Consider the following 25150-nt stretch of genomic DNA (forward strand, 5'->3'; position numbering starts at 1 on the left):
CGATTGTCGATCTCCGATGGGGAGCGCTGGGATGAGTGGATCAGGACGTCATGACGGCCGCGGCCGGCTCGGCAACACGTTGTCGAACCTCGCCGTGGCCGTCGGCTGTGTGCTCTTCCTCGGCGGATTCGCCTGGGGAGCGGTGGTGTACAAGCCGTACACCGTGCCGACGGACTCGATGACACCGACGGTCGACGCCGGGGACCGGATCCTCGCGGAGCGGATAGACGGCGGTGACGTGCGGCGCGGTGACGTGGTCGTCTTCACCGATTCGGCGTGGGGCGACGTGCCCATGGTCAAGCGGGTCGTCGGTGTCGGCGGTGACAAGATCGCCTGCTGCGACAAGGACGGACGGCTCACCGTCAACGGCAAGGCCGTCGACGAACCGTATCTGCGGGTGGAGGGGGCCTCGTCGTTCGGCGCCGCGGCCGGCGCTCCGGCCTCTCCCCAGAAGTTCACGGCCGATGTGCCCGAGGGGCAGCTCTTCCTCCTCGGTGACGAGCGCAGCACCTCCATGGACTCCCGCGTCCATCTCGAGGACGCGGGGCACGGTTCGGTGCCGCGCAGCGCCGTCGAGGCGCGCGTGGACGCGGTCGCCTGGCCCATGAACGGCATGATCGGCCGGCCCGAGGCCTTCGCGTCCCTGCCCGGCGGCGTGTCGTCGGAAGGACCGCTGCCCCTGCAGGTGGGCGCCCTCGTCCTGGGCGTGGTGCTCATCCTGGGCGGAGCGGCCTACGGCCCGCTCGTGGCGCGGTCCGCGCGGGGGACCGAGCGGCCGAAGGCGTCCGCCGGTGCCCGCTGAGGCGCGCAGGGTCGCCCGCGTGGTGCTCCTGGACCCGGACGACCGGATCCTGCTGCTGCACGGCTTCGAACCCGAGGACCCGGCCGAGAGCTGGTGGTTCACCCCGGGCGGTGGCCTGGAGGGCGACGAGACGCGGGAGGAGGCCGCCCTGCGTGAGCTCGCCGAGGAGACCGGGATCACCGACGTCGCTCTCGGCCCGCTGCTGTGGACGAGGATCTGCTCCTTCCCGTTCGACGGGCGCCGCTGGGACCAGGACGAGTGGTACTTCCTGGCCCGCACGTCACATACCGCCACCGACCAGAGCGGCCTGACGGAGCTGGAGCTGCGCAGTGTCGCCGGTCTGAGGTGGTGGACCTCCGCCGAACTTCTGGCCACGCGTGAGACGGTGTATCCGACCAGGCTCGCCGGGCTGCTGCGCACGCTGCTCGACGAGGGTCCCCCGAGTGTTCCGCTGGTTCTCGCCCCCGAAATCGCCTAATCGGCCAGGGGTGCCTGGGGCTGACGCACAATAGGGGGACGCGCGGCTGAAGGGGAACATGCCATGAGTGCCGAGGACCTCGAGAAGTACGAGACCGAGATGGAGCTGAAGCTCTACCGGGAGTACCGCGATGTCGTCGGTCTGTTCAAATATGTGATCGAGACCGAACGGCGCTTCTACCTCACCAACGACTACGAGATGCAGGTGCACTCGGTCCAGGGCGAGGTCTTCTTCGAGGTTTCCATGGCGGACGCATGGGTCTGGGACATGTACAGGCCCGCTCGGTTCGTCAAGCAGGTCCGCGTCCTGACGTTCAAGGACGTGAACATCGAGGAGCTCAACAAGAGCGACCTCGAACTCCCGGGCAGCTGATTCCGGGCGTGCTCCCCGGCAACCCGGTTCACTCGTCCGAGTGGCCGGGTTGTCCACAAAGGACTGGTTGTCCACCAAGATCCAATGGATCGGGCGGGGCGCGTCACAGTCGGTGCCGGAGGTGGTGCCGAAATGAACGCACGGGGGGCACTCGGGCGGTACGGCGAGGATCTGGCGGCGCGGCTGCTGGCCGACGCCGGCATGATCGTCCTGGAGCGCAACTGGCGGTGTCGCGCAGGAGAGATCGACATCGTCGCCAGGGACGGCGCGGCGGTGGTCGTCTGTGAGGTGAAGGCCCGCAGGGCGGGCTCCTTCCAGCATCCGATGGAGGCCGTTACACCGGCCAAGGCGGACCGGCTGCGCAGACTCGCGGAGATCTGGCTCGACCGGCACGGCGGGCCGCCGCCGGGCGGGGTCCGGATCGATCTGATCGGTGTGATCCTGCCCAGGCGGGGCGCCCCGGTCGCCGAGCACGTGCGGGGCGTGGCCTGATGGGGTTCGCACGGGCCTGCTCGGTGGCTCTGGTCGGCGTCGAGGGTGTGGTGGTGGAGGTCCAGGCCGACCTGGAACCGGGCGTGGCGGCGTTCACGCTGGTCGGTCTGCCGGACAAGAGCCTGGTGGAGAGCCGGGACAGAGTCAGGGCCGCGGTCGTCAACTCCGGGGCCGAGTGGCCGCAGAAGAAGCTCACGGTGGGCCTGTCACCCGCCTCCGTACCCAAGAGCGGGTCGGGTTTCGACCTCGCCGTCGCGTGTGCGGTGCTCGGCGCCGCGGAGCGGATCGATCCGGCAGCCATCGCCGACGTGGTGATGATCGGGGAGCTCGGTCTGGACGGCCGGGTCCGCCCGGTGCGCGGGGTGCTGCCGGCGGTGCTCGCGGCGGCGGAAGCGGGGTACCGGCAGGTCGTCGTCCCGGAGCAGACCGCCGGGGAGGCCGCTCTCGTACCGGGCGTCTCCGTCCTCGGCGTCCGGAGTCTGCGCCAGCTGATCGCCGTCCTCGGCGACGAGCCCGTACCCGACGAGCCGGCCGCCGACCGGGGCCGCCCCGACACGATGCTGGCCGGGCTGATGGTGCCCGGAGCGGGTCTCGGCACGGGGCTGGCCCGGTCGTCGGCCGAAGGCGCCGAGCAGCACCGGCCCGATCTGGCCGATGTCGCGGGCCAGGGCCGGGCACGCAAGGCCCTGGAGGTCGCGGCGGCAGGGGGGCACCACCTCCTGCTCACCGGGCCGCCCGGCGCGGGGAAGACCATGCTGGCCGAGCGGCTCACGGCGATCCTGCCGCCGCTGTCCCGGCAGGAATCCCTCGAAGTGACGGCGGTGCACTCGGTCGCGGGCATCCTCCCGCCGGGTGAACCTCTGGTCAGCAGGGCGCCCTACTGCGCGCCGCACCACTCGGCGACGATGCAGTCGCTCGTCGGCGGGGGGAACGGCCTGCCGCGGCCGGGAGCGGTGTCCCTGGCGCACCGGGGAGTGCTCTTCCTCGACGAGGCGCCCGAGTTCTCAGGCCGGGCTCTCGACGCGCTGCGCCAGCCCCTGGAATCCGGGCACGTGGTGGTCGCACGGGCGGCCGGGGTCGTCAGGCTGCCCGCGCGCTTCCTGTTGCTCCTGGCCGCGAACCCGTGCCCCTGCGGCAGACACACCCTGGCCGGTGCGGGATGCGAATGCCCGCCCTCCGCGGTCCGCCGCTACCAGGCGCGGCTGTCGGGCCCGTTGCTGGACCGGGTGGATCTGCGCGTCGAGGTCGAGCCGGTCGGAAGGGCCGATCTGATGGGGCACGGGGGCCGGGGCGAGTCCTCCGCCGAGGTCGCCGTCCGCGTGCGGGAGGCGAGGGAGCGCGCGGCCGAGCGGCTCGCGGGCACCCCCTGGGCCACCAACAGCGAGGTGCCGGGACACGAGCTGAGGACGAGGCTGGTCGCGGCGCCCGGCGCCCTGATGGCGGCCGAGCGCGACATGGAGCGGGGCGTCCTCACGGCGCGCGGCCTCGACCGGGTCCTGCGCGTGGCGTGGACCGTGGCGGATCTGCGGGCCGCGGACCGTCCGGACGCCTCGGACGTCGCGGTGGCGCTGGAGCTGCGGACGGGCATCCAGCGTGGGGTTCCGGTGCGGGCGGGTGCCCGGTGAGTGCTCCGCCCGCCGACGACGGGCGGGAGCGGTCGGCGCGTGCCGCCCTGACGCGTGTGTTCGAGCCGGGGGACGAGCGAGGTGGCCGCTGGATCCGCGAGATCGGGCCCGTCGAGCTGATGCGGCGTCTCGCCGGTCCGGACGGACCGGCGCAGGAGCTCGCGGGGATGACGGCGGCCCGGCTCGCCGGGTACCGGCTACGGGCGTCGAGCGCCGACCCGGTGAGGGACCTGGCCGATGCGGCGGCGATCGGCGGGCGGTTCGTCTGCCCCGGTGACCGGGAGTGGCCGAGCCAGCTCGACGACCTGGGTGACGCGCGGCCGATCGGGCTCTGGGTGCGCGGCAGGTCCGACCTCCGCCTCTGGGCGCTGCGCTCGGTCGCCCTGGTCGGTGCCCGGGCCTGCACGTCCTACGGGGCGCACATGGCGGCGACGCTCGCCGCGGGGCTCGCCGAGCGGGGCTGGGTGGTCGTCTCCGGCGCGGCGTTCGGGGTCGACGGCGCCGCCCACCGCGGGGCGCTGGCCGCGGGCGGGGCGACGATGGCGGTGCTGGCCTGCGGTGTTGACGTGGCCTATCCCCGGGGACATGCCGAACTGATCGGGCGGATCGTGGAGCAGGGCATGGTCATGGGCGAGCTGCCGCCCTCGGAGCATCCGACGCGCAGCAGATTCATCCTCCGTAACAGGGTGATCGCGGCACTCACGCGAGGCACAGTGGTGGTGGAGGCCGAATACCGCAGCGGCTCGCTGGTCACGGCGAGGAACGCGCAGCGCCTGGGCCGTTTCACCATGGGCGTGCCTGGCCCCGCCACCAGCGGCCTCTCGGCCGGGGTCCATGAACTCCTGCGCGGCGAGGGCGTCCTGGTCACCGACGCCGCCGAAATCTCCGAGCTGGTGGGGGAGATCGGTGACCTCGCACCGGCCAGGAACGGCCCGGTCCTGCCCCGGGACCTGCTCGACGCCGCCTCCGCGAGGGTCCTGGAGGCGCTGCCGGGAACGGGTTCCATGGGAGGGCGTGACGTGGCCCGGAGCGCCGGCGCGTCGACGGACGAAACCCTCGGGCGCTTGTACGAACTGCACTCTCTGGGGTTCGTCGAACGCGAGGGCGACGGATGGCGGTTGACGCCGGGACGGACACGCAATGGAAACGCGCGGCGAGGCGGTACTTGACCCGGAGCATTCGGGTGAAAAGGTGATGCCGGTGGCCTCGGCAGTACCCTGCCGGGGCCTCAGGGGGCGGTGCGAGCGGCGACGGCCCCGGCCGTCGGCCCTGTCCGGCGACGGGGGAACGGCGAGGGATTTGCAACGGAATCACACCGCACGGTTCCCTTGTCCTGCGCGCACCGCAACACCACAGTCACGCTACGCTCACAAGGAATCCGCCCCAGAGACACGTCCCAGCACTTCACATCAGAACGGCTCAAGGCACCACATGCCCCAGCACACCTCCGGGTCTGACCGTGCGGCAGTACCACCGGCTGCGCGTGGCACTGTGCGCCCTCCCGCCCCCTCCTCCCTCGACGAGTTGTGGCGTTCGTACAAGACCACCGGCGACGAGCGGCTGCGGGAGCAGCTGATCCTGCACTACTCACCCCTGGTGAAGTACGTCGCCGGCCGGGTCAGTGTGGGGCTGCCTTCCAATGTGGAGCAGGCGGACTTCGTCTCGTCCGGGGTCTTCGGGCTGATCGACGCCATCGAGAAGTTCGACATCGAGCGGGCCATCAAGTTCGAGACCTACGCGATCACGAGGATCCGGGGCGCGATGATCGACGAACTGCGCGCCCTGGACTGGATCCCCCGGTCCGTACGGCAGAAGGCGCGCAACGTCGAACGCGCCTACGCCACGCTGGAGGCCCAGCTGCGGCGTACGCCCTCCGAGGCCGAGGTCGCTGCGGAGATGGGCGTCGCTCTGGAGGAACTGCACGCTGTTTTCAGCCAGTTGTCGCTCGCCAATGTGGTGGCGCTGGAGGAGCTGCTGCATGTCGGAGGCGAGGGTGGCGACCGGCTGAGCCTGATGGACACGCTGGAGGACACCGCGGCCGACAATCCGGTCGAGGTCGCCGAGGACCGCGAGCTCAGACGCCTGCTCGCCCGCGCCATCAACACGCTCCCCGAGCGGGAGAAGACCGTGGTCACCCTCTACTACTACGAAGGCCTCACCCTCGCCGAGATCGGCAACGTCCTCGGAGTCACCGAGAGCAGGGTGAGCCAGATCCACACCAAGTCCGTGCTGCAGCTCCGGGCGAAACTGGCCGACGCCGGGCGCTGAGCCGGAGGCGCTCCGGCCATCCGGCCACGGATGCGGACCCCCCTTCGAAGTGGCCCCGCCGTAGAGTGGACGGGTGCCCAGGATTCGAGCGGCCTCCGTGGCCGAGCACCGGACCATGCAGCGCGGCGCCCTCCTGGACGCCGCGCGCTCCTTGCTGTCCGAGGGCGGTACGGAGGCGCTGACCTTCCCCGCCCTCGCCGAGCGCACCGGCCTCGCCAGGTCCTCCGTCTACGAGTACTTCCGCTCCCGTGCGGCGGTGGTCGAGGAGCTCTGCGCCGTCGACTTCCCCGTCTGGGCCGCCGAGGTCGAGAACGCGATGGAACGCGCCGGTACGCCCGAGGCGAAGATCGAGGCCTATGTGCGCAGGCAGCTCGACCTGGTCGGGGACCGGCGCCACCGCGCGGTCGTGGCGATCTCGGCGAGCGAACTGGACGCGGGAGCGCGGGAGAAGATCCGCGCCGCGCACGGCGGGCTGATCGCCATGATCGTCGAGGCGCTCGCCGATCTGGGCCACACCGAACCGAGGCTCGCGGCCATGCTGCTGCAGGGCTCCGTGGACGCTGCTGTGCGCAGGATCGAGCTGGGTGCCGCGGAGGAACCCGGCATCGTCGCGGACACGGCCGTCGCCATGGTGCTGCGCGGAGTCCGGGGCTGAGCTCCTCCCCAGGCGTGCCGAGCGGGCCCGGGGGCCTGGCCGGGGTAGGGCACGCCGAACACCGGCAGCAGCCGGGAAGGCCCCCGCCGGAGCAGCGACGGAGGAAGCAGCGACAGGGGATCCAGGTAGACGTCGGCCCGCCGCAGTCCCCAGTGCAGGCACCCTGAGGCGCAGTGGGACGGCTCCGGCCCGACCACCCCCACCACCTCCCCCGCGGACACCTCGTCGCCCGCGGCGACCCGTGCCCGTACCGGCTCGTAGGTGAAGCGGAGCGGGGGCTCGCCGCTCCGCGCCACGTCGACGGAGACCACTCCGCGCCCCGCCACCGGCCCCGCGAAGGCGACCCGGCCCGAGGCGGCCGCCAGCACCGGGGTGCCCGGCGGGGCCGCCAGGTCGACCCCGCGGTGACCGGGCCCATAAGGGCCCGCGGGCGGCTCCCAGCCCCGCACGACAAGGGGCCGGCCGGCGAGCGGCCAGACCCGGCTGTCTCCCGGCGGTGTTCCCGTCGAGGCTCTGGCGGTGGCCTGCCCCAGCAGGACCGCGAGGAGCGCGGCCAGCAGGACGGAGAGGAGCGCGGCCGAAGACGCGGCGGCGGGCGGGGCCGGTGGCCGGGCCGCCCGTGGCGCGGGCGGAGCCGGCCGCGGAGGCGTCGGCGCGCAGGGTGATACGTCGGACGCGCAGGGCGACACGTCGGGTGGCGGTGGCACGCCGGGCGCGGGCGGCGCCGCCGGAAGGGCGGCGCGGGTCCGGCCGACGGTCGTTCCTGGTGAGCGGCACATGCCGGAAACGATCTCCCGGACGCCCGTTCCGCGGGGATCATGGCCCGGATCTGTGGACGGCCGACGGGTTGTGGACATCGCCGTCACCCGGCACCCGGCGGGTCCCGTACACTTCTTCTGGCGATCCGGGTCACCGGGTCGACTTCGCACGCCCCTCCACCTCCCTCTCTGCGGACGGTGGCCGCGCCTCTCGGTCCCTTGTGGCACGGCGCGTCGGGGCGTCAGGCGCGACAGCAATCCTGCGGTCGCGACAACCGAGTACCTCAAGGAGTACGGCCATGGCCGTCGTCACGATGCGGGAGCTGCTGGAAAGCGGCGTCCACTTCGGTCACCAGACCCGTCGCTGGAACCCGAAGATGAAGCGCTTCATCTTCACCGAGCGCAACGGCATCTACATCATCGACCTGCTCCAGTCGCTGTCGTACATCGACCGCGCCTACGAGTTCGTCAAGGAGACCGTCGCGCACGGCGGCTCCATCATGTTCGTGGGTACGAAGAAGCAGGCCCAGGAGGCCATCGCCGAGCAGGCGACGCGCGTCGGCATGCCGTACGTCAACCAGCGTTGGCTCGGTGGCATGCTCACCAACTTCTCCACCGTCTACAAGCGCCTTCAGCGTCTGAAGGAGCTCGAGCTCATCGACTTCGAGGACGTGGCCGCCTCCGGCCTCACCAAGAAGGAGCTCCTGGTCCTCTCCCGCGAGAAGGCCAAGCTGGAGAAGACCCTCGGTGGTATCCGCGAGATGCAGAAGGTGCCGAGCGCCGTCTGGATCGTCGACACCAAGAAGGAGCACATCGCCGTCGGTGAGGCGCGCAAGCTCCACATCCCGGTCGTCGCGATCCTCGACACCAACTGCGACCCCGACGAGGTCGACTACAAGATCCCGGGCAACGACGACGCGATCCGCTCCGTCACCCTGCTCACCCGCGTGATCGCCGACGCCGTCGCCGAGGGCCTCATCGCCCGCTCCGGTGCCGCGACCGGTGACTCGAAGCCGGGCGAGAAGGCCGCCGGCGAGCCCCTCGCCGAGTGGGAGCGTGACCTGCTCACGGGCGAGAAGAAGGACGACGCCGAGGTCCAGTCCTCCGCCGAGACCGAGAAGGCCGCCGACGCCGAGCCGGCCGCCGCCGCCGCCGACGAGCAGGCTGCCGAGCAGGCCGAGGCCCCCGCCGCTGCCGAGGCCCCCGCGGCCGAGGCGCCGGCCGCGGACGCCGAGCAGGCCTGACACCCGTCAGTCACGGCTGAATGACGGCGGGGACGGTGCTCTGGCACCGCCCCCGCCGTTCACCCGTAGATCTTTCAGACTTCGAGAGAGAAACAGACTCATGGCGAACTACACCGCCGCTGACGTCAAGAAGCTCCGCGAGCTCACCGGCGCCGGCATGATGGACTGCAAGAAGGCGCTCGACGAGGCCGACGGCAACGTCGACGGTGCTGTCGAGGCGCTCCGCATCAAGGGCCAGAAGGGCGTCGCCAAGCGCGAGGGCCGTTCCGCCGAGAACGGTGCCGTCGTCTCCCTCGTCTCCGAGGACAAGACGTCCGGCGTCCTGCTCGAGCTGAAGTGCGAGACCGACTTCGTCGCCAAGGGTGACAAGTTCCAGGCCGTCGCCAACACGCTCGCCGCCCACGTCGCAGCGACCTCTCCGGCCGACATCGAGGCGCTCCTGGCCTCGGAGATCGAGCCCGGCAAGACCGTTCAGGCGTTCGTGGACGAGGCCAACGCCAACCTCGGCGAGAAGATCGTCCTGGACCGCTTCGCGCAGTTCGACGGTGCGTACGTCTCCGTGTACATGCACCGCACGATGCCCGACCTCCCGCCGCAGATCGGCGTCATGGTCGAGCTGGACAAGGCCGACGCCGAGCTGGCCAAGGGCCTCGCGCAGCACATCGCCGCCTTCGCGCCGAAGTACCTGTCCCGCGAGGACGTCCCCGCCGAGATCGTCGAGGCCGAGCGCCGCGTCGCCGAGGAGACCACGCGCGCCGAGGGCAAGCCCGAGGCCGCGCTCCCGAAGATCGTCGAGGGTCGCGTCAACGGCTTCTTCAAGGAGGCCACCCTCCTCGGACAGCCCTACGCGCTGGACAACAAGAAGTCCGTCCAGAAGGTCCTGGACGAGGCCGGTGCCACCCTGAAGCGCTTCTCGCGCATCAAGGTCGGCATCTGAGTCCGTCCGCGAACAACGGTGGACCCGATATAGGGTCTGGTGCAGTCGACGGCCGCACTCATGCCGGACGACCGCAGATCTGACGAGGAGGCCATTGCCGCTGAGGGACACCAGACCCACCGGCAATGGCCTTCTTCGTATGTGCACGAGGAGAATTTCCATGGACAAGGGCGCGGACGCCACCCAGGCCGACCACAAGCGCGACGACAAGGTTTCCGGGCGCTTCATGCTGAAGCTCTCCGGTGAGGCATTCGCCGGCGGCGGCGGCCTCGGCGTCGACCCCGACGTCGTGCACACCATCGCCCGCGAGATCGCGGCCGTCGTACGCGACGGCGCGGAGATCGCGGTGGTCATCGGAGGAGGCAACTTCTTCCGTGGTGCCGAGCTCCAGCAGCGCGGTATGGACCGGGCCCGGTCCGACTACATGGGCATGCTCGGCACGGTCATGAACTGCCTGGCGCTCCAGGACTTCCTGGAGAAGGAGGGCATCGACTCGCGCGTCCAGACCGCCATCACCATGGGTCAGGTCGCCGAGCCGTACATCCCGCTCCGCGCCGTGCGGCACCTGGAGAAGGGGCGCGTCGTCATCTTCGGCGCCGGCATGGGCATGCCGTACTTCTCCACCGACACCACGGCCGCCCAGCGCGCCCTGGAGATCGATGCCGAGGCACTGCTCATGGGCAAGAACGGGGTCGACGGGGTCTACGACTCCGACCCCAAGGCCAACCCCGACGCGGTGAAGTTCGACGCACTGGAGTACGGCGAGGTGATCACCCGTAATCTCAAGATCGCCGACGCCACCGCCATCACGCTCTGCCGCGACAACCAGCTCCCGATCCTGGTCTTCGAACTGACGACGGAGGGCAATATCGCCCGCGCGGTCAAGGGTGAGAAGATCGGCACGCTCGTGAGTGACCGGAGCACCCGGGCCTGACGGCCCGAACGATGGACAACGGCCTGCCGGTCGGACACCGTGCAGGTGAGGACGCGACGCAGGAACCGCAGGACCCGACGATGCCGGGTCCGCTCAAGACACGCAGGAGCACGTGGTGATCGAAGAAATCCTCCTCGAGGCCGAGGAGAAGATGGAGAAGGCCGTCGTCGTCGCGAAGGAGGACTTCGCCGCGATCCGCACCGGCCGTGCGCACCCGGCGATGTTCAACAAGATCGTCGCCGACTACTACGGCGCACTGACCCCGATCAACCAGCTCGCCTCGTTCTCGGTCCCCGAGCCGCGGATGGCCGTCGTGACCCCGTTCGACAAGACGGCGCTGCGCAACATCGAGCAGGCGATCCGTGACTCCGACCTCGGCGTCAACCCGAGCAACGACGGCAACATCATCCGTGTGACGTTCCCGGAGCTCACGCAGGACCGCCGCAAGGAGTACATCAAGGTCGCCAAGACCAAGGCCGAGGACTCCAAGATCTCGATCCGCTCCATCCGCCGCAAGGCCAAGGAGTCGCTCGACAAGCTCGTCAAGGACAAGGAGTCCGGCGAGGACGAGGTCCGCCGCGCGGAGAAGGAGCTCGACGACACCACCGCGAAGTACGTCGCGCAGGTGGACGAGCTGCTCAAGCACAAGGAAGCCGAGCTGCTCGAAGTCTGATGAACGACTCTTCCTGGGGCGCCCCGCAGGGAGCCGGATACTGGAGCGCGCCCGAGATGGGGGCCGCTCCGGCGGGTCCTGCATACGATGTGCACGGCGCCCAGCAGACTCGGCCCATGCCCATCGTGCCGGACGTTCCCGACGCAGGTAGAGACGCTGACGACCGCGACGACCGGAACGGGGACGCCGCGCGCGTCAGCGGCCCCCTGTTCCGTGACGAGAAGCCGCAGGAGCCCATGCCCACCCCGCCGCCGTCCCCTCCGCAGAAGAAGCGTGCGGGGCGTGATCTGCGTGCCGCCATAGGGGTCGGCGTCGGTCTCGGTGCCCTCGTCGTCGGCTCGCTCTTCATCGTGAAGGCCGTCTTCGTCGGCGTGGTCGTGCTGGCGGTCGTGGTCGGTCTCTGGGAGCTCACCTCCCGCCTCAAGGAGCGCAAGGGCATCAACGCTCCTCTCGTGCCGCTCGCCGTCGGCGGCGCCGCGATGGTGGTCGCCGGTTATGTGCGGGAGGCGGAGGGCGCCTGGGTCGCCATGGCGCTCACTGCCCTCGCCGTGCTCGTCTGGCGGATGACGGAGCCGCCCGAGGGCTACCTCAAGGACGTCACGGCCGGTGTTTTCGCCGTGTTCTACGTGCCCTTCCTGGCGACGTTCGTCGCCATGATGCTCACCGCGGACGACGGTGCGTGGCGCGTCCTGACGTTCCTCCTCCTCACCGTGGTCAGCGACACCGGCGCGTACGCAGTGGGCTGGCGCTTCGGCACGCACAAGCTGGCCCCCCGTATCAGCCCCGGGAAGACCCGCGAGGGCCTGTTCGGTGCGGTCGGTTTCGCCATGGTGGCCGGCGCCCTGTGCATGGAGTTCCTGATCGACGACGGGACCTGGTGGCAGGGCCTGCTGATGGGCCTCGCGGTCGCAGCCAGCGCCACGCTGGGCGACCTGGGCGAGTCCATGATCAAGCGGGATCTGGGCATCAAGGACATGGGCACGCTGCTTCCCGGTCACGGCGGCATCATGGACCGGCTCGACTCGCTCCTGCCGAGCGCGCCGGTCGTGTGGCTGCTGCTAGTGCTGTTCGTCGGATCCGGCTGAGGCCCTCGGTTCCGCGTCGCGTTCTCACGAAGGGCCCGCCGTCCACGGCGGGCCCTTTCGCATGCGCCGGTTCGAGTCGCTGCACGCGAGCCTTTCGCCGGGTCGGCCGATGCGGATGCCCACGCCGATGCGGATGCCGACCCGAGACCGTCTCGGGCGGGCATCCTCTGCATGCGGCACGGTCGGCCCCGGCTCACAGACGCACGTACGCATATTCGAATTCAGCTCCCTCTCAGGCGGCCGATCGCACGGCCTGCCGCCGTGCGATCGGTCACGGTCGCCGTGGTCCGCCGGGCCGTCCCAGGGCCGCCCACGTCGGCCGATGCCGACCGTGGGGACTCGGCGGCGCCGGCGGAGGTCCCAAGGACCACGGCGTGTCTGTAACACTGGAGGAACCATGCCTAAGCCCGGAGAACTCACTTTCGTCGCGCCCCGTGGAGCCAAGCGGCCGCCGCGGCACCTCGCCGACCTCACGCCCGACGAGCGCAAGGAAGCAGTCGCCGCGACCGGCGAGAAGCCCTTCCGCGCCAAGCAGCTGTCGCAGCACTACTTCACGCGGTTCGCGCACGACCCGGCGGAGTGGACCAACATCCCGGCCGCCGCGCGCGACAAGCTGGCGGAGGCGATGTTCCCGGACCTGATGTCGGTCATGCGCCACATCAGCTGTGACGACGACACCACCCGCAAGACGCTGTGGAAGCTGCACGACGGCACGCTCGTCGAGTCCGTCCTCATGCGGTATCCGGACCGGGTGACCATGTGCATCTCGTCCCAGGCGGGCTGCGGGATGAACTGTCCGTTCTGCGCCACCGGCCAGGCCGGGCTCGACCGCAACCTGTCGACGGCCGAGATCGTGCACCAGATCGTGGACGGCATGCGGGCGCTGCGCGACGGCGAGGTCCCGGGCGGGCCGGCACGGCTGTCGAACATCGTCTTCATGGGCATGGGCGAGCCGCTGGCCAACTACAAGCGTGTGGTCGGGGCGATCCGCAGGCTGACCGACCCGGAGCCGGACGGCCTGGGGCTCTCGCAGCGCGGGATCACCGTCTCCACGGTGGGCCTGGTGCCGGCGATGCTGCGCTTCGCCGACGAGGGCTTCAAGTGCCGCCTCGCGGTCTCGCTGCACGCTCCGGACGACGAGCTGCGCGACACCCTCGTGCCCGTGAACACCCGCTGGAAGGTCCGCGAGGTCCTGGACGCCGCGTGGGAGTACGCCGAGAAGTCGGGCCGCCGCATCTCCATCGAGTACGCGCTGATCCGCGACATCAACGACCAGGCGTGGCGGGGCGACCGGCTGGGCCGGCTGCTCAAGGGCAAGCGGGTGCACGTCAACCTCATCCCGCTGAACCCGACCCCGGGCTCCAAGTGGACCGCTTCGCGGCCCGAGGACGAGAAGGCGTTCGTCGAGGCGATCGCCGCCCATGGCGTGCCGGTCACGGTCCGGGACACCCGCGGCCAGGAGATCGACGGAGCGTGCGGGCAGCTGGCGGCCTCCGAGCGCTGAGGCGGTTGCGGGGGACCGGCCCGAACCGGCCGGTCCGGCGTGATCCGGCCGGTGTAGCCTGGCCCCCGAAATCAACTTCATATTCCGGCAGGGGAGCGCCACAGCGCTGAGAGTGCGGCACCGAGGACAGGTCGGCCGCAGACCCTCTGAACCTCGCCCGGGTCATTCCGGGTAGGAAGTTCGGACCTTACTCAAGCTGTTGCGCCCTGCCCGCTGAACGAGCGGGCGGGGCCGCGTCTCTTCCTGGTCACCTCCAGGAGGAATCACATGAACACCACCACGAAGTACGCGGCGACGGCGCTGGCCGCCGTGCTCGGAGTCACCGTGCTCGCGGGCTGCGGCGGTTCCGACGACAAGGCCTCCGGTGACACGGGGGCCGGCTCCAGGACCGTCACGCTCGTCAGCCACGACTCGTTCAACGCCTCGGACGCCGTCCTGAAGGCGTTCACGAAGGAGACCGGCTACAAGGTCAAGGTGCTCAAGAGCGGTGATGCCGGAGCCGCGCTCAACCAGGAGATCCTGACCAAGGGATCCCCCCGCGGCGACGTGTTCTTCGGCGTCGACAACACCCTGCTCTCCCGCGCCCTGGACAACGGCCTGTTCACGCCGTACGAGGCGAAGGGTCTCGACCGTGTCGCGGCCGACGCCCAGCTCGACGCGGACCGCCACCGGGTCACGCCCGTCGACACCGGCGACATCTGCGTCAACTACGACAAGAAGTACTTCGCCGAGAAGAAGCTCGACCCGCCGAAGTCCTTCGACGACCTCCTGAAGCCCGCGTACAAGAACCTCCTCGTCACCGAGAACGCCGCGACCTCCTCGCCCGGCCTCGGCTTCCTCCTCGGCACCGTCGCCACCTACGGCGAGACCGGCTACCAGGACTACTGGAAGAAGCTGAAGGACAACGGGGTCAAGACCGTCGACGGCTGGGAGCAGGCCTACAACGACGAGTTCTCCGGTTCGGCCGGGGGCAGGAAGGCCGGCGCGGACCGGCCGCTCGTCGTCTCGTACGCCTCCAGCCCGCCCGTCGAGGTGCTGTACGCCGATCCGCAGCCCACCGAGGCCCCGACCGGGGTCGCCACCGGTACCTGCTTCCGTCAGACCGAGTTCGCGGGCCTTCTGGACGGTGCGAAGAACGAGGCGGGCGGCAAGGCCCTGCTGGACTTCCTGATCAGCAGGCCGTTCCAGGAGGACATGCCGCTGAACATGTTCGTGAACCCGGTTGCCGAGGACGCGAAGCTGCCGGAGCTCTTCACGAAGTTCGGCGCGACCGTCGACAAGCCGACGACGGTGGCCCCGGAGAAGATCGCCAAGAACCGTGAGCAGTGGGTCCAGTCATGGTCCTCGCTCGTCGTGAAGTAGCCGCGCGGCACGCGCGCGGGGGGAACGCGGTGCGGCTCGGTCTGATGGCCGTGCCCGTCGCGTTCTTCGCGCTGTTCTTCGCCTACCCGGTCGTCGCGATCGTCGGCCGGGGGCTGAAGGCCGAGGGGGACTGGCAGTTCGGCCGGATCGGCACGGTACTGAGCCGGCCGGACATCCTGGACGTCCTCTGGTTCACGACCTGGCAGGCCCTCGCCTCCACCGCGCTCACCCTCCTGATCGCGCTGCCCGGCGCGTATGTCTTCGCCCGCTTCGACTTCCCGGGCAAACAGCTGCTGCGGGCCGTGGTGACCGTGCCGTTCGTCCTTCCCACGGTCGTGGTGGGCACGGCGTTCCTCGCCCTGCTGGGACGCGGCGGGTTCCTCGACGAGCTCTGGGGTGTCCGGCTCGACACCACCGTGTGGGCGATCCTGCTCGCCCACGTGTTCTTCAACTACGCGGTCGTCGTGCGGACCGTGGGCGGCCTGTGGTCACAGCTCGACCCCCGCCAGGAGGAGGCCGCCCGGGTGCTCGGGGCCGGCCGCTTCGCCGCCTGGCGGCGGGTGACCCTGCCCGCACTGGCCCCGGCCGTGGCCGCCGCGGCGCTGATGGTCTTCCTCTTCACGTTCACCTCCTTCGGAGTCGTCCAGATCCTCGGCGGTCCGGCCTACTCCACGCTGGAGGTGGAGATCTACCGGCAGACCGCGCAGCTGCTGGACCTGCCGACAGCCGCAGTGCTGACCCTGGTGCAGTTCGCCGCGGTGGGCGGGATCCTGGCCGTGCACGCGTGGACCGTACGGCGCAGGGAGACCGCCCTGAGACTGGTCGACCCTGCGCAGACCGCCCGGCCGCCCCGGGGGGCCGGCCAGCGAACGCTGCTCGGCGGCGTACTGCTGACGGTTCTCCTGCTCATCCTGCTGCCGCTCGGCGTGCTGGTGGAGCGTTCCTTCGACACCTCGGGCGGCTACGGCTTCGCCTTCTACCGCGCGCTGCAGTCCGCCGACGCCAACGGCTCCACCTTCCTGGTGCCGCCGCTCGACGCCATCGGCAACTCCCTGCGGTACGCGCTGGTCGCGACGCTCATCGCCCTCCTGATCGGCGGCCTCGCGGCTGCCGCGCTGACCCGGCGGGCGGGCAGGCTGGTACGGGGTTTCGACGCGCTGCTGATGCTGCCGCTCGGGGTCTCGGCCGTCACCGTCGGCTTCGGGTTCCTCATCACCCTGGACGAGCCGCCCCTCGACCTGCGGACGTCCTGGATCCTCGTGCCGCTCGCCCAGGCACTGGTGGGCGTCCCCTTCGTCGTACGCACGATGCTGCCCGTCCTGCGCGCCGTGGACGACCGGCTGAGGGAGGCCGCCGCGGTGCTCGGTGCCTCGCCGCTGCGGGCCTGGCGTGAGGTGGACCTGCCGCTGGTACGGCGTGCGGTCCTGGTCGCCGCGGGCTTCGCCTTCGCCGTGTCGCTCGGCGAGTTCGGCGCGACCGTGTTCATCGCGCGCCCCGACAACCCCACGCTTCCGGTCGCCGTGGCCCGGCTGCTGGGGCGTTCCGGAGAGCTCAACTACGGGCAGGCGATGGCCCTGAGCACGATCCTGATGCTTGTCTGCGCGGTGTCGCTGCTCCTGCTCGAACGTATCCGCACCGACCGATCCGGGGAGTTCTAGAGATGCTGGCAGTGGAGGCCGCCACGGTCCGGTTCGGGAAGCGGACCGCGCTGGACGCGGTGGACCTGGAGGTCGCGGACCACGAGATCGTCTGCGTGCTGGGGCCGAGCGGCAGCGGCAAGTCCACCTTGCTGCGGGCCGTGGCCGGCCTGCAGCCCCTGGACGGCGGGCGGGTGCTGCTGGACGGGGAGGACCAGGCACCGCTGCCCGTGCACCGGCGCGGGCTCGGCCTCATGTTCCAGGACCACCAGCTGTTCCCGCACCGGGATGTCGGCGGCAACGTCGCGTTCGGGCTGCGGATGCACGGCGTCGCCCGGACCGAGAGCGACCGCCGGGCCGACGAGCTCCTGGACCTGGTCGGCCTGCCCGGAGCCGGCCGGCGGGCCGTCGCCGCACTCTCCGGCGGCGAGCAGCAGCGGGTGGCACTCGCCCGGGCCCTGGCGCCCCGCCCGAAGCTGCTGATGCTGGACGAACCGCTGGGACAGCTGGACCGCAGCCTGCGCGAACGGCTCGTCGTCGAACTCCGCACCCTCTTCGGGCGGCTGGGCACCACGGTGCTCGCCGTCACCCACGACCAGGGTGAGGCCTTCGCGCTGGCCGACCGGGTGGTGGTCATGCGGGACGGCCGCATCGCCCAGGTGGGCACCCCGCTGGAGGTCTGGCAGCAGCCCGCGTCGGCGTTCGTCGCCCGCTTCCTCGGCTTCGACAACCTGGTCGGCGCCACGGTCACCGGTACGGCGGCCGACACGGTCTGGGGCAAGGTCCCGGTGCCCGACGGCTCGCCCCAGGGCGAGTGCGAGCTGCTCGTGCGGCCGGGCGGTGTCCGGATCGGGAGCCCGGAGGACGGCCTGCGCTGCACGGTGGGCGTACGCACGTTCCGCGGCCACCACGTCACCGTGGTCCTGCGCCCCGCGGGCGGCCCGGCCCTGGAGGCGGAGTGCGGTCTGCGGGACACCCCGGAGGAGGGAGCCGTCGTGGGCGTGGCGTTCGACCCGGCCGAGACGGTGGTCCTTCCCCCGGCCTGACCGCCCGGCTGGCGTTCGTCCCCCGAGCCTGATCCTCTGGGCGGGGGACGTCGGAAAGGAACAGGACCATGGCCGAGTCAGTACGCGAGGGCATCGACATCACCCGTGTCGTCGCGGCACCGCGGGACCGGGTCTTCGAGGCCTGGACCGTCCCCGAGGACTTCGCCGCCTGGTACGGGGGCGACGCCGACGTCCCGCTGGACCGGGTGTCGATGGACGTCGCGCCGGGGGGTGCGTGGAGCCTGGTCATCGTGGTCCCCGGCGCGGAGATGCCCTTCCACGGCGTCTACCGGGAGGTGACGGCCCCCGAGCGGCTCGTCTTCACGCTGAAGGACGGGAGCGCGCCCGAGGACATCGAGGGCGAGACCGTGACGGTCACCCTCACCGAGAGGAGCCGGAAGTCCACCGAGATGGCCTTCCGGCAGCGCGGTGGCAATCTCACCCGCGAGCAGTACGCGGCGGCCGAGGACGGCTGGGAGGCGTTCTTCGACGCTCTCGACGCCCGGCTCGCCGCCCGCTGAGCCCGACCGGTCCGGTCAGCCCGTCAGCCGGGCGAGTGCCCCGGCCGCCTCCTCCACCGTGTCGACGAGCGCGATCCGGGACTCCATCGCCCGGCCCTCCGCCAATGCGGTCAGGAGCGGCCAGGCCGGCAGCTTCTCCGTCCAGTGCGCGCGGTTCACCAGCACCATCGGCGTGGGCGAGGAACGCGACTCGTAGTAGTTCGGCGTCGCGTTGTCGAAGATCTCCTGCACGGTCCCGGCGGCGCCCGGAAGGAAGATCACACCGGCGGTGGAGCGGGCCAGCAGCCCGTCCTCCCGCACGGCGTTCGCGAAGTACTTGGCGATATGGTCCGCGAAGGCGTTGGGCGGCTCGTGGCCGTAGAACCACGTGGGGATCGCGACCGAGGAACCCCCGTCGGGCCAGCGTTCCCGCACGGCGAACGCGGCCTTCGCCCAGTCGGTGACGGAAGGGCTGAACGACGGTGCGGAGGCGAGGAGTTCGCAGGCCTTGAGCAGCATGGCGTCGGAGTGCGGCGCTGCGTACGCGCCGAGGTTGGCCGCCTCCATGGCGCCCGGGCCGCCACCCGTCGCCACGGTCAGACCGCTGCGGGCCAGCTCCCTTCCGAGGGCGGCGGCACCGCGGTACGCCGCGGAGCCCCGGGCCATCGCGTGGCCGCCCATCACCCCCACCACGCGGGCGCCGACGAGGTGTTCGTCCAGGGCGTCGGAGACCGCGTCGTCGTGCAGGGCCCGCAGCATCGAGGCGAAGACGTCGCCGTTCGCCTTGGTCAGCTGGAACCAGCCGTACGCCCGCGCGTCCGGCGTCGCTCCGTAACCGCCCTCCGACAGGCCCTCGTAGAGTGCGTCGGGGGTGTAGAGCAGCCCGCGGTACGGGTCGAAGGGCAGGCCGGGCACCGGCGGGAAGACGAAGGCCCCGTCGCCGCGTACCTTCGCGTCGGCGCGGGGCTCCATGCGGCAGCCGAGGAAGACGGCGCCCCGGGTGTCGGTCGCGAGGAGCGCCTCGCCCCGGTCCGTCAGGTCGACGGACTGGACGCGGTGGCCCGCGAGGGTTCCGGCCGCGACTGCCTGGTCGAATGCGGTGAGCGTCTCTATCTCGACGCCCGGCGGGTAGGTGTTCTCGTCCGGATTCTCCACGCCGCCATGCTACGGACCTGCCCGGCGGCGGTGGTCACCCCGTCAGAGGGAGCGCCGCGAGCTCCGCGATCGCCCAGGTCAGCGGTACGAAGACGGCCAGCAGCACCAGCGCCCGCAGGGCGGCGGCGGTGCGGAGCGCGGAGGCGGGGGCGCCCAGTCGCAGCAGCGTCGCAGCCGTACGGGCACGGGCCTGCTTGGCCTCCAGCGCGGTGGTCAGCAGCGTGGCCAGCGTGCAGCCGATGACGAGCACGGCGCCGAGCGCGGTGAGCGGACCGAAGGGGCGGGGCCCGCCCGTGTACAGCACGGAGGCTGCGATCACCCCTGACACCACGGCGCAGACGACTCCCAGGGGCCGGCCGATGCGGGAGGCCTCGTCCATCAGGACCCTGCCCGCCAGGAGCCGGACGGCTCCCGGGCGCACCGCCTGGAGCAGCCGTCCGCACAGGTAGGTCAGGCCGGGCCCCGCCATGGCCAGGCCGATCGCGGTGAGTGTCCAGCCCACGAGGACGGCCGCCGGGGTGGCGTCCAGCCGCCCCGGCAGGGGGAAGGGGCTGCCCGCCGCACCGCGGCTCGTGTACGCCTCGACCGCGAGGCCGGCCGCGGTGAGCGCGACTCCCCAGGGCAGTCCCGTCGGTGTCGGGGACGGGGCGAGATCCTCCTCGGCCTCCTGTGCCTCCGACGGCGCGACCGGCCTGGAGCGCAGGGCGAGCCCGCCGGCCGCGGACGAGGCCAGCGGCACGAGGGCCAGCAGGGTCAGCGCCGCGGCGAGCGGAAGCGGGGTGCCCGCGCCCAGGAACTCCGCCGCACCGCCGTCGAACGGCAGACCGCTCAGATCGCCGCGCAGGTGCAGGAAGAAGAGCAGCGCCACCACCGATCCCAAGGTGGTGGACACCGCGGTCGAGATCGCCGCCAGCACCGCGAGACGGGCCGGGCCGAGGCCGGCCGCGAAGAGCGCGGGCCTCGGGCGGGTGCTCGGATCCGTCCGCGCGACGGCGACCGCGAACTGGACGGTCGCGGCGAGCGGTACGGCGCACCACAGCAGCCGCAGTACGGAACTCGACGCGTTCGCCGGGTGCCCGGAGGCGTATCCCAGCGTGCACAGGAGCAGGAAGCCGACCCCGGCCGACGCGGCGGCGAGCATCAGCCGGCGCATCAGGACCAGAGGGTGCGAGCCGCGGGTCAGACGGAGAGCGAGCACGCCGAGCGGCCTTCCGTATCGGACGCGGCGGGCAGGGAGACGGTGTTGACGCGGCGGCCGTCCAGCATGCTGACCACACGGTCGGCGAGTGCGGCGACCTCCGCGTCGTGGGTGGCGAGGACGACGGTGATCCCGTGGGACCGTGCCGCGGTGGTGAGGGTGCGCAGGAGCTGCGCGCGCTCGGCGTAGTGCAGGGACGCGGTCGGTTCGTCCGCGAAGATCACGGACGGGGACGCGGCCAGCGCACGGGCCACGGAGATCCGCTGGCGCTGCGACTGGAGCAGGGTGTGCGGCCGCTTCTTGGCGAGCGGGCCGATGTCCAGGCGCTCCAGCCACTCGGTGGCGGCCTTCTTCGCCGCCCGGTGCGAGACGCCCCGCAGCAGCAGCGGCAGGGCGGCGTTCTCCCAGGTGCTGAGCTCCGGGACGAGCTGCGGCTCGGCCGCGATCCAGCCGAATCTGTCGCGGCGGAGCTGTTCGCGCAGCCGGGGGCCCATGGTGTGCACGGGCACGCTGTTGAACCAGACCTCGCCCTGATCGGGGACCAGCTGGCCGGAGAGGCAGTGCAGAAGGGTCGTCTTCCCGCACCCCCGGGGCCCGGCCACGGCGAGGATCTCGCCGTCGCGGACGCCGAGCGACACACCGCCGAGCCCCGGCGATCCGTTGTGGGAGTGGTGCAGGGAACGTGCCCAGATCACGTCGTTGTCGGGCGGGGCCACCATGGCGTACACCTCGGTTCGGATCAGATTGCCTGTTCCCCCGTACGGGGGAACGAATACAACGAAAACGCAGCCGATCAGTCACTCGGCACGCTAGGCAGCCGGACCGGGGTGTCGGGACAGTACGCGGCCCGGATGCCCCCCTTCTCACTCGAACGGGGGCATCCGGGCCGCGTGGACCGTATGAAATGACTGCCGGAAGCGGTGCCGACGGCAGTCGGTGGCGTGGGTCAGAGCTTCGTCCACGCCTCCGTCAGGACGCTCCGCAGAATGCCCTCGATCTCGTCGAAGGTCGACTGGTCGGAGATCAGCGGCGGCGCGAGCTGGACGACCGGGTCGCCGCGGTCGTCGGCACGGCAGTAGAGGCCGTTCTCGTACAGCGCCTTGGAGAGGAAGCCGTAGAGGACGCGCTCGGTCTCCTCGTCGGTGAAGGTCTCCTTGGTGGCCTTGTCCTTCACCAGCTCGATGCCGTAGAAGAAGCCGTTGCCGCGGACGTCGCCGACGATCGGCAGGTCGTGCAGCTTCTGCAGCGTCGTCAGGAACGCGTTCTCGTTGTCCAGGACGTGCTGGTTGAGGCCCTCGCGCTCGAAGATGTCGAGGTTGGCGAGTGCGACCGCGGCGGACACCGGGTGGCCGCCGAAGGTGTAGCCGTGCAGGAAGGTGTTGTCACCCTCGTAGAACGGCTCGGCCAGCCGGTCCGAGATGATGCAGGCACCGATGGGGGAGTATCCCGAGGTCATGCCCTTGGCGCAGGTGATCATGTCCGGTACGTAGTCGAACTTGTCGCAGGCGAACATCGTGCCGAGGCGTCCGAACGCGCAGATGACCTCGTCGGAGACGAGCAGCACGTCGTACCGGTCGCAGATCTCCCGAACCCTCTGGAAGTAGCCGGGCGGGGGCGGGAAGCAGCCGCCGGCGTTCTGCACGGGCTCCAGGAAGACCGCCGCTACGGTGTCCGGGCCCTCGAAGAGGATCTCCTGCTCGATCTGGTCCGCGGCCCAGCGGCCGAAGGCCTCCGGGTCGTCACCGAAGAGCGGGGCGCGGTAGATGTTGGTGTTCGGCACCTTGTGCGCGCCGGGCACCAGCGGCTCGAACGGGGCCTTGAGCGCGGGCAGTCCGGTGATCGACAGGGCGCCCTGCGGGGTGCCGTGGTAGGCGACCGCGCGCGAGATGACCTTGTACTTGGTCGGCTTGCCCTTGAGCTTGAAGTACTGCTTGGCCAGCTTCCAGGCGGTCTCGACCGCCTCGCCGCCGCCGGTGGTGAAGAAGACCTTGTTGAGGTCGCCCGGGGCGTGCTGGGCCAGCCGCTCCGCGAGCTCGACGGCCTTGGGGTGCGCGTAGGACCACACCGGGAAGAAGGCCAGCTCCTGGCCCTGCTTGTACGCCGCCTCGGCGAGCTCGTGGCGGCCGTGTCCGGCGTTGACGACGAACAGCCCGGAGAGACCGTCGAGGTAGCGCTTGCCCTTGTCGTCGTAGATGTAGGTGCCCTCGCCACGCACGATGGTGGGAACGGGCGCGTTCTCGTAGTCCGACATGCGGGTGAAGTGCATCCACAGGTGGTCGTACGCGGTTCGGCTGAGGTCCTTGCTCACGGCTATCGGGTTCCCCACATATAGGTCTGCTTCTTGAGCTTGAGGTAGACGAAGCTCTCGGTGGAGCGCACTCCGGGTATGGCCCGGATGCGTTTGTTGATCGTCTCCAGCAGGTGGTCGTCGTCCTCGCAGACGATCTCCACCATGAGGTCGAAGGAGCCCGCGGTCATCACCACGTACTCGCACTCGGCCATGGCCGACAGGGCCTCGGCCACCGGGTCGAGGTCGCCCTCGACGTTGATCCCGACCATCGCCTGGCGCCGGAGTCCCACGGTGAGCGGGTCCGTGACGGCGACGATCTGCATCACGCCCTGGTCGAGCAGCTTCTGCACGCGCTGGCGCACGGCGGCCTCGGAGAGGCCCACGGCCTTGCCGATCGCGGCGTACGGCCGGCGCCCGTCCTCCTGGAGCTGTTCGATGATTGCGAGGGAGACGGCATCGACCGCTGGTGACGATCCGTTCCCGGTCCTGGAGTCTGCGCTGCGACTGGCCACACCTCCACTCTGCACTGCGCCTCGTCTGTCTGGCAAGCCTGAATCGATGAAATTCGTTGTCTGAGCATCTGAATCTCACTGAATCCGAAGTTCACGGCGGTTGGGTATGTCGAAAGCGTCACCCAACGGTTTAGTGTGGAAGTCTCACCCATCGGACAGTCGACAGGAGGGGTGGTTGTGACCACCGAGGTGCGCCGCCTGCGCAACTACATCAACGGAGAGTTCCGGGACGCCGCGGACGGGCGGACCATCGACGTGGTCAACCCGGTGACGGAAGAGGTCTACGCGACCTCGCCGCTCTCCGGGCAGGCCGATGTCGATGCCGCCATGGACGCCGCCGCGGCGGCGTTCCCCGCCTGGCGCGACGTGACGCCCGCCGAGCGCCAGAAGGCACTGCTCAAGATCGCGGACGCGTTCGAGGAGCGGGCCGAGGACCTCGTCGCGGCGGAGTCGGAGAACACGGGCAAGCCGCTGGAGCTCACGCGTACCGAAGAGATCCCGCCGATGGTGGACCAGATCCGCTTCTTCGCGGGTGCCGCCCGGCTGCTCGAAGGCCGCTCGGCCGGCGAGTACATGGAGGGGCTCACCTCCATCGTGCGCCGCGAGCCGGTGGGCGTCTGCGCCCAGGTCGCGCCGTGGAACTACCCGATGATGATGGCCGTGTGGAAGTTCGCCCCGGCGCTCGCCGCGGGCAACACCGTCGTCATCAAGCCCTCCGACACCACTCCGGCGTCGACCGTGCTGATCGCCGAGATCATCGGGCAGATCCTTCCCAAGGGCGTCTTCAACGTCATCTGCGGCGACCGTGACACCGGCCGCGCGATGGTGGAGCACCCGACCCCGGCGATGGCGTCCATCACCGGCTCCGTGCGGGCCGGCATGCAGGTCGCCGAGTCCGCCGCCAAGGACGTCAAGCGGGTCCACCTGGAGCTCGGGGGCAAGGCCCCGGTCGTCGTCTTCGAGGACACCGACATCGCCAAGGCCGTCGAGGGCATCTCGGTGGCGGGTTACTTCAACGCGGGCCAGGACTGCACGGCCGCCACCCGTGTCATGGTCCACGAGTCCATCCACGACGAGTTCGTCACCGCGCTCGCCAAGGCTGCGGCCGACACGAAGACCGGCCTGCCGGACGACGAGGACGTGCTGTACGGCCCGCTCAACAACGCCAACCAGCTGACGCAGGTCAGCGGCTTCATCGAGCGGCTCCCCGCGCACGCCAAGGTGGAGGCCGGCGGTCACCGGGTCGGCGACAAGGGCTACTTCTACGCCCCGACCGTCGTCTCCGGCCTCCGCCAGGACGACGAGATCGTCCAGCACGAGGTGTTCGGGCCCGTCATCACCGTCCAGTCCTTCACGGACGAGGCCCAGGCCGTCGAGTACGCCAACGGCGTCGAGTACGCCCTGGCCTCCTCGGTGTGGACCAAGGACCACTCCCGCGCGATGCGGATGTCCAAGAAGCTCGACTTCGGCTGTGTGTGGATCAACACCCACATCCCGCTCGTCGCCGAGATGCCGCACGGCGGGTTCAAGAAGTCCGGCTACGGCAAGGACCTCTCCGCGTACGGCTTCGAGGACTACACCCGCATCAAGCACGTCATGACGTCGCTCGACGACTGACCGGCC

24 protein-coding genes, 1 pseudogene and 1 riboswitch are annotated in these 25150 nt (G+C 70.8%); of the genes and pseudogenes, 19 read left to right on the forward strand and 6 right to left on the reverse strand.

Going from position 1 to position 25150, the window contains the following annotated elements:
- Positions 1–31 precede the first annotated feature (31 nt).
- The 8 genes from lepB to ACFUNE_RS08710 all read left to right on the forward strand — a co-directional run bounded on the left by lepB (position 32) and on the right by ACFUNE_RS08710 (position 6692).
- Complete coding sequence (lepB, locus tag ACFUNE_RS08675) at positions 32–802, forward strand: signal peptidase I (protein WP_383564067.1); 771 nt, start codon at positions 32–34, stop codon at positions 800–802.
- On the forward strand, positions 792–1280 hold the full coding sequence (locus ACFUNE_RS08680; protein WP_383564069.1) for an NUDIX hydrolase: 489 nt from the start codon (positions 792–794) through the stop codon (positions 1278–1280). Before lepB ends, ACFUNE_RS08680 begins: the two co-directional genes overlap by 11 nt.
- A 63-nt stretch (positions 1281–1343) precedes the next feature.
- Positions 1344–1652 carry a DUF2469 domain-containing protein gene (locus tag ACFUNE_RS08685; RefSeq protein ID WP_005311352.1) on the forward strand — a complete coding sequence of 103 codons (309 nt, stop codon included), beginning with the start codon at positions 1344–1346 and terminating at the stop codon, positions 1650–1652.
- 132 nt (positions 1653–1784) lie between these two features.
- Positions 1785–2144 (forward strand): YraN family protein, encoded by a 360-nt coding sequence (locus tag ACFUNE_RS08690; RefSeq protein ID WP_383564071.1) that lies wholly within the window; start codon positions 1785–1787, stop codon positions 2142–2144.
- Positions 2144–3769, forward strand: coding sequence for a YifB family Mg chelatase-like AAA ATPase (locus ACFUNE_RS08695; RefSeq protein ID WP_383564073.1), 1626 nt, complete (start codon positions 2144–2146; stop codon positions 3767–3769). The genes ACFUNE_RS08690 and ACFUNE_RS08695 overlap by 1 nt, the downstream gene beginning before the upstream one ends.
- A complete protein-coding gene (dprA, locus tag ACFUNE_RS08700) occupies positions 3766–4938 on the forward strand; it encodes a DNA-processing protein DprA (protein WP_383564075.1) in 1173 nt (390 codons plus the stop codon). The genes ACFUNE_RS08695 and dprA overlap by 4 nt, the downstream gene beginning before the upstream one ends.
- A 262-nt stretch (positions 4939–5200) precedes the next feature.
- Positions 5201–6037: an RNA polymerase sigma factor WhiG gene (gene whiG, locus ACFUNE_RS08705; protein WP_033304072.1), complete on the forward strand. Its 837-nt coding sequence runs from the start codon at positions 5201–5203 to the stop codon at positions 6035–6037.
- 97 nt (positions 6038–6134) lie between these two features.
- Positions 6135–6692 carry a TetR/AcrR family transcriptional regulator gene (locus ACFUNE_RS08710; protein ID WP_099177582.1) on the forward strand — a complete coding sequence of 186 codons (558 nt, stop codon included), beginning with the start codon at positions 6135–6137 and terminating at the stop codon, positions 6690–6692.
- Positions 6693–6868: 176 nt separating this feature from the next.
- On the opposite strand, the pseudogene ACFUNE_RS08715 reads toward ACFUNE_RS08710, so the two are convergent.
- Positions 6869–7549 (reverse strand): annotated as a pseudogene (locus ACFUNE_RS08715) (murein hydrolase activator EnvC family protein); the annotation flags it as partial.
- A gap of 200 nt (positions 7550–7749) precedes the next feature.
- Between ACFUNE_RS08715 and rpsB the strand changes: the two are divergent.
- From rpsB to ACFUNE_RS08765, 10 genes are all read left to right on the forward strand, one after another.
- The gene (gene rpsB, locus ACFUNE_RS08720; protein WP_383564078.1) at positions 7750–8694 is read left to right on the forward strand and encodes a 30S ribosomal protein S2; all 945 of its coding nucleotides are present in this window, start codon (positions 7750–7752) and stop codon (positions 8692–8694) included.
- A gap of 100 nt (positions 8695–8794) precedes the next feature.
- Positions 8795–9631, forward strand: a complete 837-nt coding sequence (tsf, locus tag ACFUNE_RS08725) for a translation elongation factor Ts (protein ID WP_383564080.1) — start codon at positions 8795–8797, stop codon at positions 9629–9631.
- Positions 9632–9791: 160 nt separating this feature from the next.
- On the forward strand, positions 9792–10565 hold the full coding sequence (gene pyrH, locus ACFUNE_RS08730) for a UMP kinase (RefSeq protein WP_383564082.1): 774 nt from the start codon (positions 9792–9794) through the stop codon (positions 10563–10565).
- Between the two features lie 115 nt (positions 10566–10680).
- Positions 10681–11238 (forward strand): ribosome recycling factor, encoded by a 558-nt coding sequence (frr, locus tag ACFUNE_RS08735; protein WP_031100531.1) that lies wholly within the window; start codon positions 10681–10683, stop codon positions 11236–11238.
- Positions 11238–12323 carry a phosphatidate cytidylyltransferase gene (locus ACFUNE_RS08740; RefSeq protein WP_383564084.1) on the forward strand — a complete coding sequence of 362 codons (1086 nt, stop codon included), beginning with the start codon at positions 11238–11240 and terminating at the stop codon, positions 12321–12323. Before frr ends, ACFUNE_RS08740 begins: the two co-directional genes overlap by 1 nt.
- A 397-nt stretch (positions 12324–12720) precedes the next feature.
- Positions 12721–13827: a 23S rRNA (adenine(2503)-C(2))-methyltransferase RlmN gene (gene rlmN / locus ACFUNE_RS08745; protein ID WP_383564086.1), complete on the forward strand. Its 1107-nt coding sequence runs from the start codon at positions 12721–12723 to the stop codon at positions 13825–13827.
- Between the two features lie 79 nt (positions 13828–13906).
- Positions 13907–14023, forward strand: a riboswitch (TPP riboswitch).
- 71 nt (positions 14024–14094) lie between these two features.
- A complete protein-coding gene (locus ACFUNE_RS08750) occupies positions 14095–15189 on the forward strand; it encodes a thiamine ABC transporter substrate binding subunit (RefSeq protein WP_383564088.1) in 1095 nt (364 codons plus the stop codon).
- 44 nt (positions 15190–15233) lie between these two features.
- On the forward strand, positions 15234–16847 hold the full coding sequence (locus ACFUNE_RS08755; protein ID WP_383564177.1) for an ABC transporter permease: 1614 nt from the start codon (positions 15234–15236) through the stop codon (positions 16845–16847).
- A 2-nt stretch (positions 16848–16849) separates the two neighbouring features.
- A complete protein-coding gene (locus tag ACFUNE_RS08760; RefSeq protein ID WP_383564090.1) occupies positions 16850–17872 on the forward strand; it encodes an ABC transporter ATP-binding protein in 1023 nt (340 codons plus the stop codon).
- A gap of 68 nt (positions 17873–17940) precedes the next feature.
- Positions 17941–18393 (forward strand): SRPBCC domain-containing protein, encoded by a 453-nt coding sequence (locus ACFUNE_RS08765; RefSeq protein ID WP_383564092.1) that lies wholly within the window; start codon positions 17941–17943, stop codon positions 18391–18393.
- A 15-nt stretch (positions 18394–18408) separates the two neighbouring features.
- Here ACFUNE_RS08765 and ACFUNE_RS08770 read toward each other — a convergent pair whose 3' ends face one another.
- From ACFUNE_RS08770 to ACFUNE_RS08790, 5 genes are all read right to left on the reverse strand, one after another.
- Positions 18409–19527 carry an LOG family protein gene (locus ACFUNE_RS08770; protein ID WP_383564094.1) on the reverse strand — a complete coding sequence of 373 codons (1119 nt, stop codon included), beginning with the start codon at positions 19525–19527 and terminating at the stop codon, positions 18409–18411.
- Positions 19528–19561: 34 nt separating this feature from the next.
- The gene (locus ACFUNE_RS08775; protein ID WP_383564096.1) at positions 19562–20725 is read right to left on the reverse strand and encodes a hypothetical protein; all 1164 of its coding nucleotides are present in this window, start codon (positions 20723–20725) and stop codon (positions 19562–19564) included.
- Entirely contained in the window at positions 20707–21444 is a 738-nt protein-coding gene (locus ACFUNE_RS08780) for an ABC transporter ATP-binding protein (protein WP_383564098.1), read from the reverse strand. Before ACFUNE_RS08780 ends, ACFUNE_RS08775 begins: the two co-directional genes overlap by 19 nt.
- A gap of 227 nt (positions 21445–21671) precedes the next feature.
- Positions 21672–23051, reverse strand: coding sequence for an aspartate aminotransferase family protein (locus ACFUNE_RS08785; RefSeq protein ID WP_383564100.1), 1380 nt, complete (start codon positions 23049–23051; stop codon positions 21672–21674).
- Positions 23036–23527 (reverse strand): Lrp/AsnC family transcriptional regulator, encoded by a 492-nt coding sequence (locus ACFUNE_RS08790; protein ID WP_187281839.1) that lies wholly within the window; start codon positions 23525–23527, stop codon positions 23036–23038. The genes ACFUNE_RS08785 and ACFUNE_RS08790 overlap by 16 nt, the downstream gene beginning before the upstream one ends.
- 177 nt (positions 23528–23704) lie before the next feature.
- On the opposite strand from ACFUNE_RS08790, the gene ACFUNE_RS08795 reads away from it, so the two are divergent.
- Complete coding sequence (locus ACFUNE_RS08795; protein ID WP_383564103.1) at positions 23705–25144, forward strand: gamma-aminobutyraldehyde dehydrogenase; 1440 nt, start codon at positions 23705–23707, stop codon at positions 25142–25144.
- The last annotated feature ends 6 nt before the right edge of the window (positions 25145–25150 follow it).

The organism is Streptomyces sp. NPDC057287 (assembly GCF_042667905.1).
GTDB lineage: Bacteria > Actinomycetota > Actinomycetes > Streptomycetales > Streptomycetaceae > Streptomyces.

Excerpts from the sequence above, each read along its gene's own strand:
- lepB (WP_383564067.1), top strand. The coding sequence starts at position 32 with ATGAGTGGATCAGGACGTCATGACGGCCGCGGCCGGCTCGGCAACACG.
- ACFUNE_RS08685 (WP_005311352.1), top strand. The coding sequence starts at position 1,344 with ATGAGTGCCGAGGACCTCGAGAAGTACGAGACCGAGATGGAGCTGAAG.
- ACFUNE_RS08690 (WP_383564071.1), top strand. The coding sequence starts at position 1,785 with ATGAACGCACGGGGGGCACTCGGGCGGTACGGCGAGGATCTGGCGGCG.
- ACFUNE_RS08695 (WP_383564073.1), top strand. The coding sequence starts at position 2,144 with ATGGGGTTCGCACGGGCCTGCTCGGTGGCTCTGGTCGGCGTCGAGGGT.
- whiG (WP_033304072.1), top strand. The coding sequence starts at position 5,201 with ATGCCCCAGCACACCTCCGGGTCTGACCGTGCGGCAGTACCACCGGCT.
- rpsB (WP_383564078.1), top strand. The coding sequence starts at position 7,750 with ATGGCCGTCGTCACGATGCGGGAGCTGCTGGAAAGCGGCGTCCACTTC.
- tsf (WP_383564080.1), top strand. The coding sequence starts at position 8,795 with ATGGCGAACTACACCGCCGCTGACGTCAAGAAGCTCCGCGAGCTCACC.
- pyrH (WP_383564082.1), top strand. The coding sequence starts at position 9,792 with ATGGACAAGGGCGCGGACGCCACCCAGGCCGACCACAAGCGCGACGAC.
- ACFUNE_RS08740 (WP_383564084.1), top strand. The coding sequence starts at position 11,238 with ATGAACGACTCTTCCTGGGGCGCCCCGCAGGGAGCCGGATACTGGAGC.
- rlmN (WP_383564086.1), top strand. The coding sequence starts at position 12,721 with ATGCCTAAGCCCGGAGAACTCACTTTCGTCGCGCCCCGTGGAGCCAAG.
- ACFUNE_RS08750 (WP_383564088.1), top strand. The coding sequence starts at position 14,095 with ATGAACACCACCACGAAGTACGCGGCGACGGCGCTGGCCGCCGTGCTC.
- ACFUNE_RS08755 (WP_383564177.1), top strand. The coding sequence starts at position 15,234 with ATGGCCGTGCCCGTCGCGTTCTTCGCGCTGTTCTTCGCCTACCCGGTC.
- ACFUNE_RS08760 (WP_383564090.1), top strand. The coding sequence starts at position 16,850 with ATGCTGGCAGTGGAGGCCGCCACGGTCCGGTTCGGGAAGCGGACCGCG.
- ACFUNE_RS08765 (WP_383564092.1), top strand. The coding sequence starts at position 17,941 with ATGGCCGAGTCAGTACGCGAGGGCATCGACATCACCCGTGTCGTCGCG.
- ACFUNE_RS08780 (WP_383564098.1), bottom strand. The coding sequence starts at position 21,444 with ATGGTGGCCCCGCCCGACAACGACGTGATCTGGGCACGTTCCCTGCAC.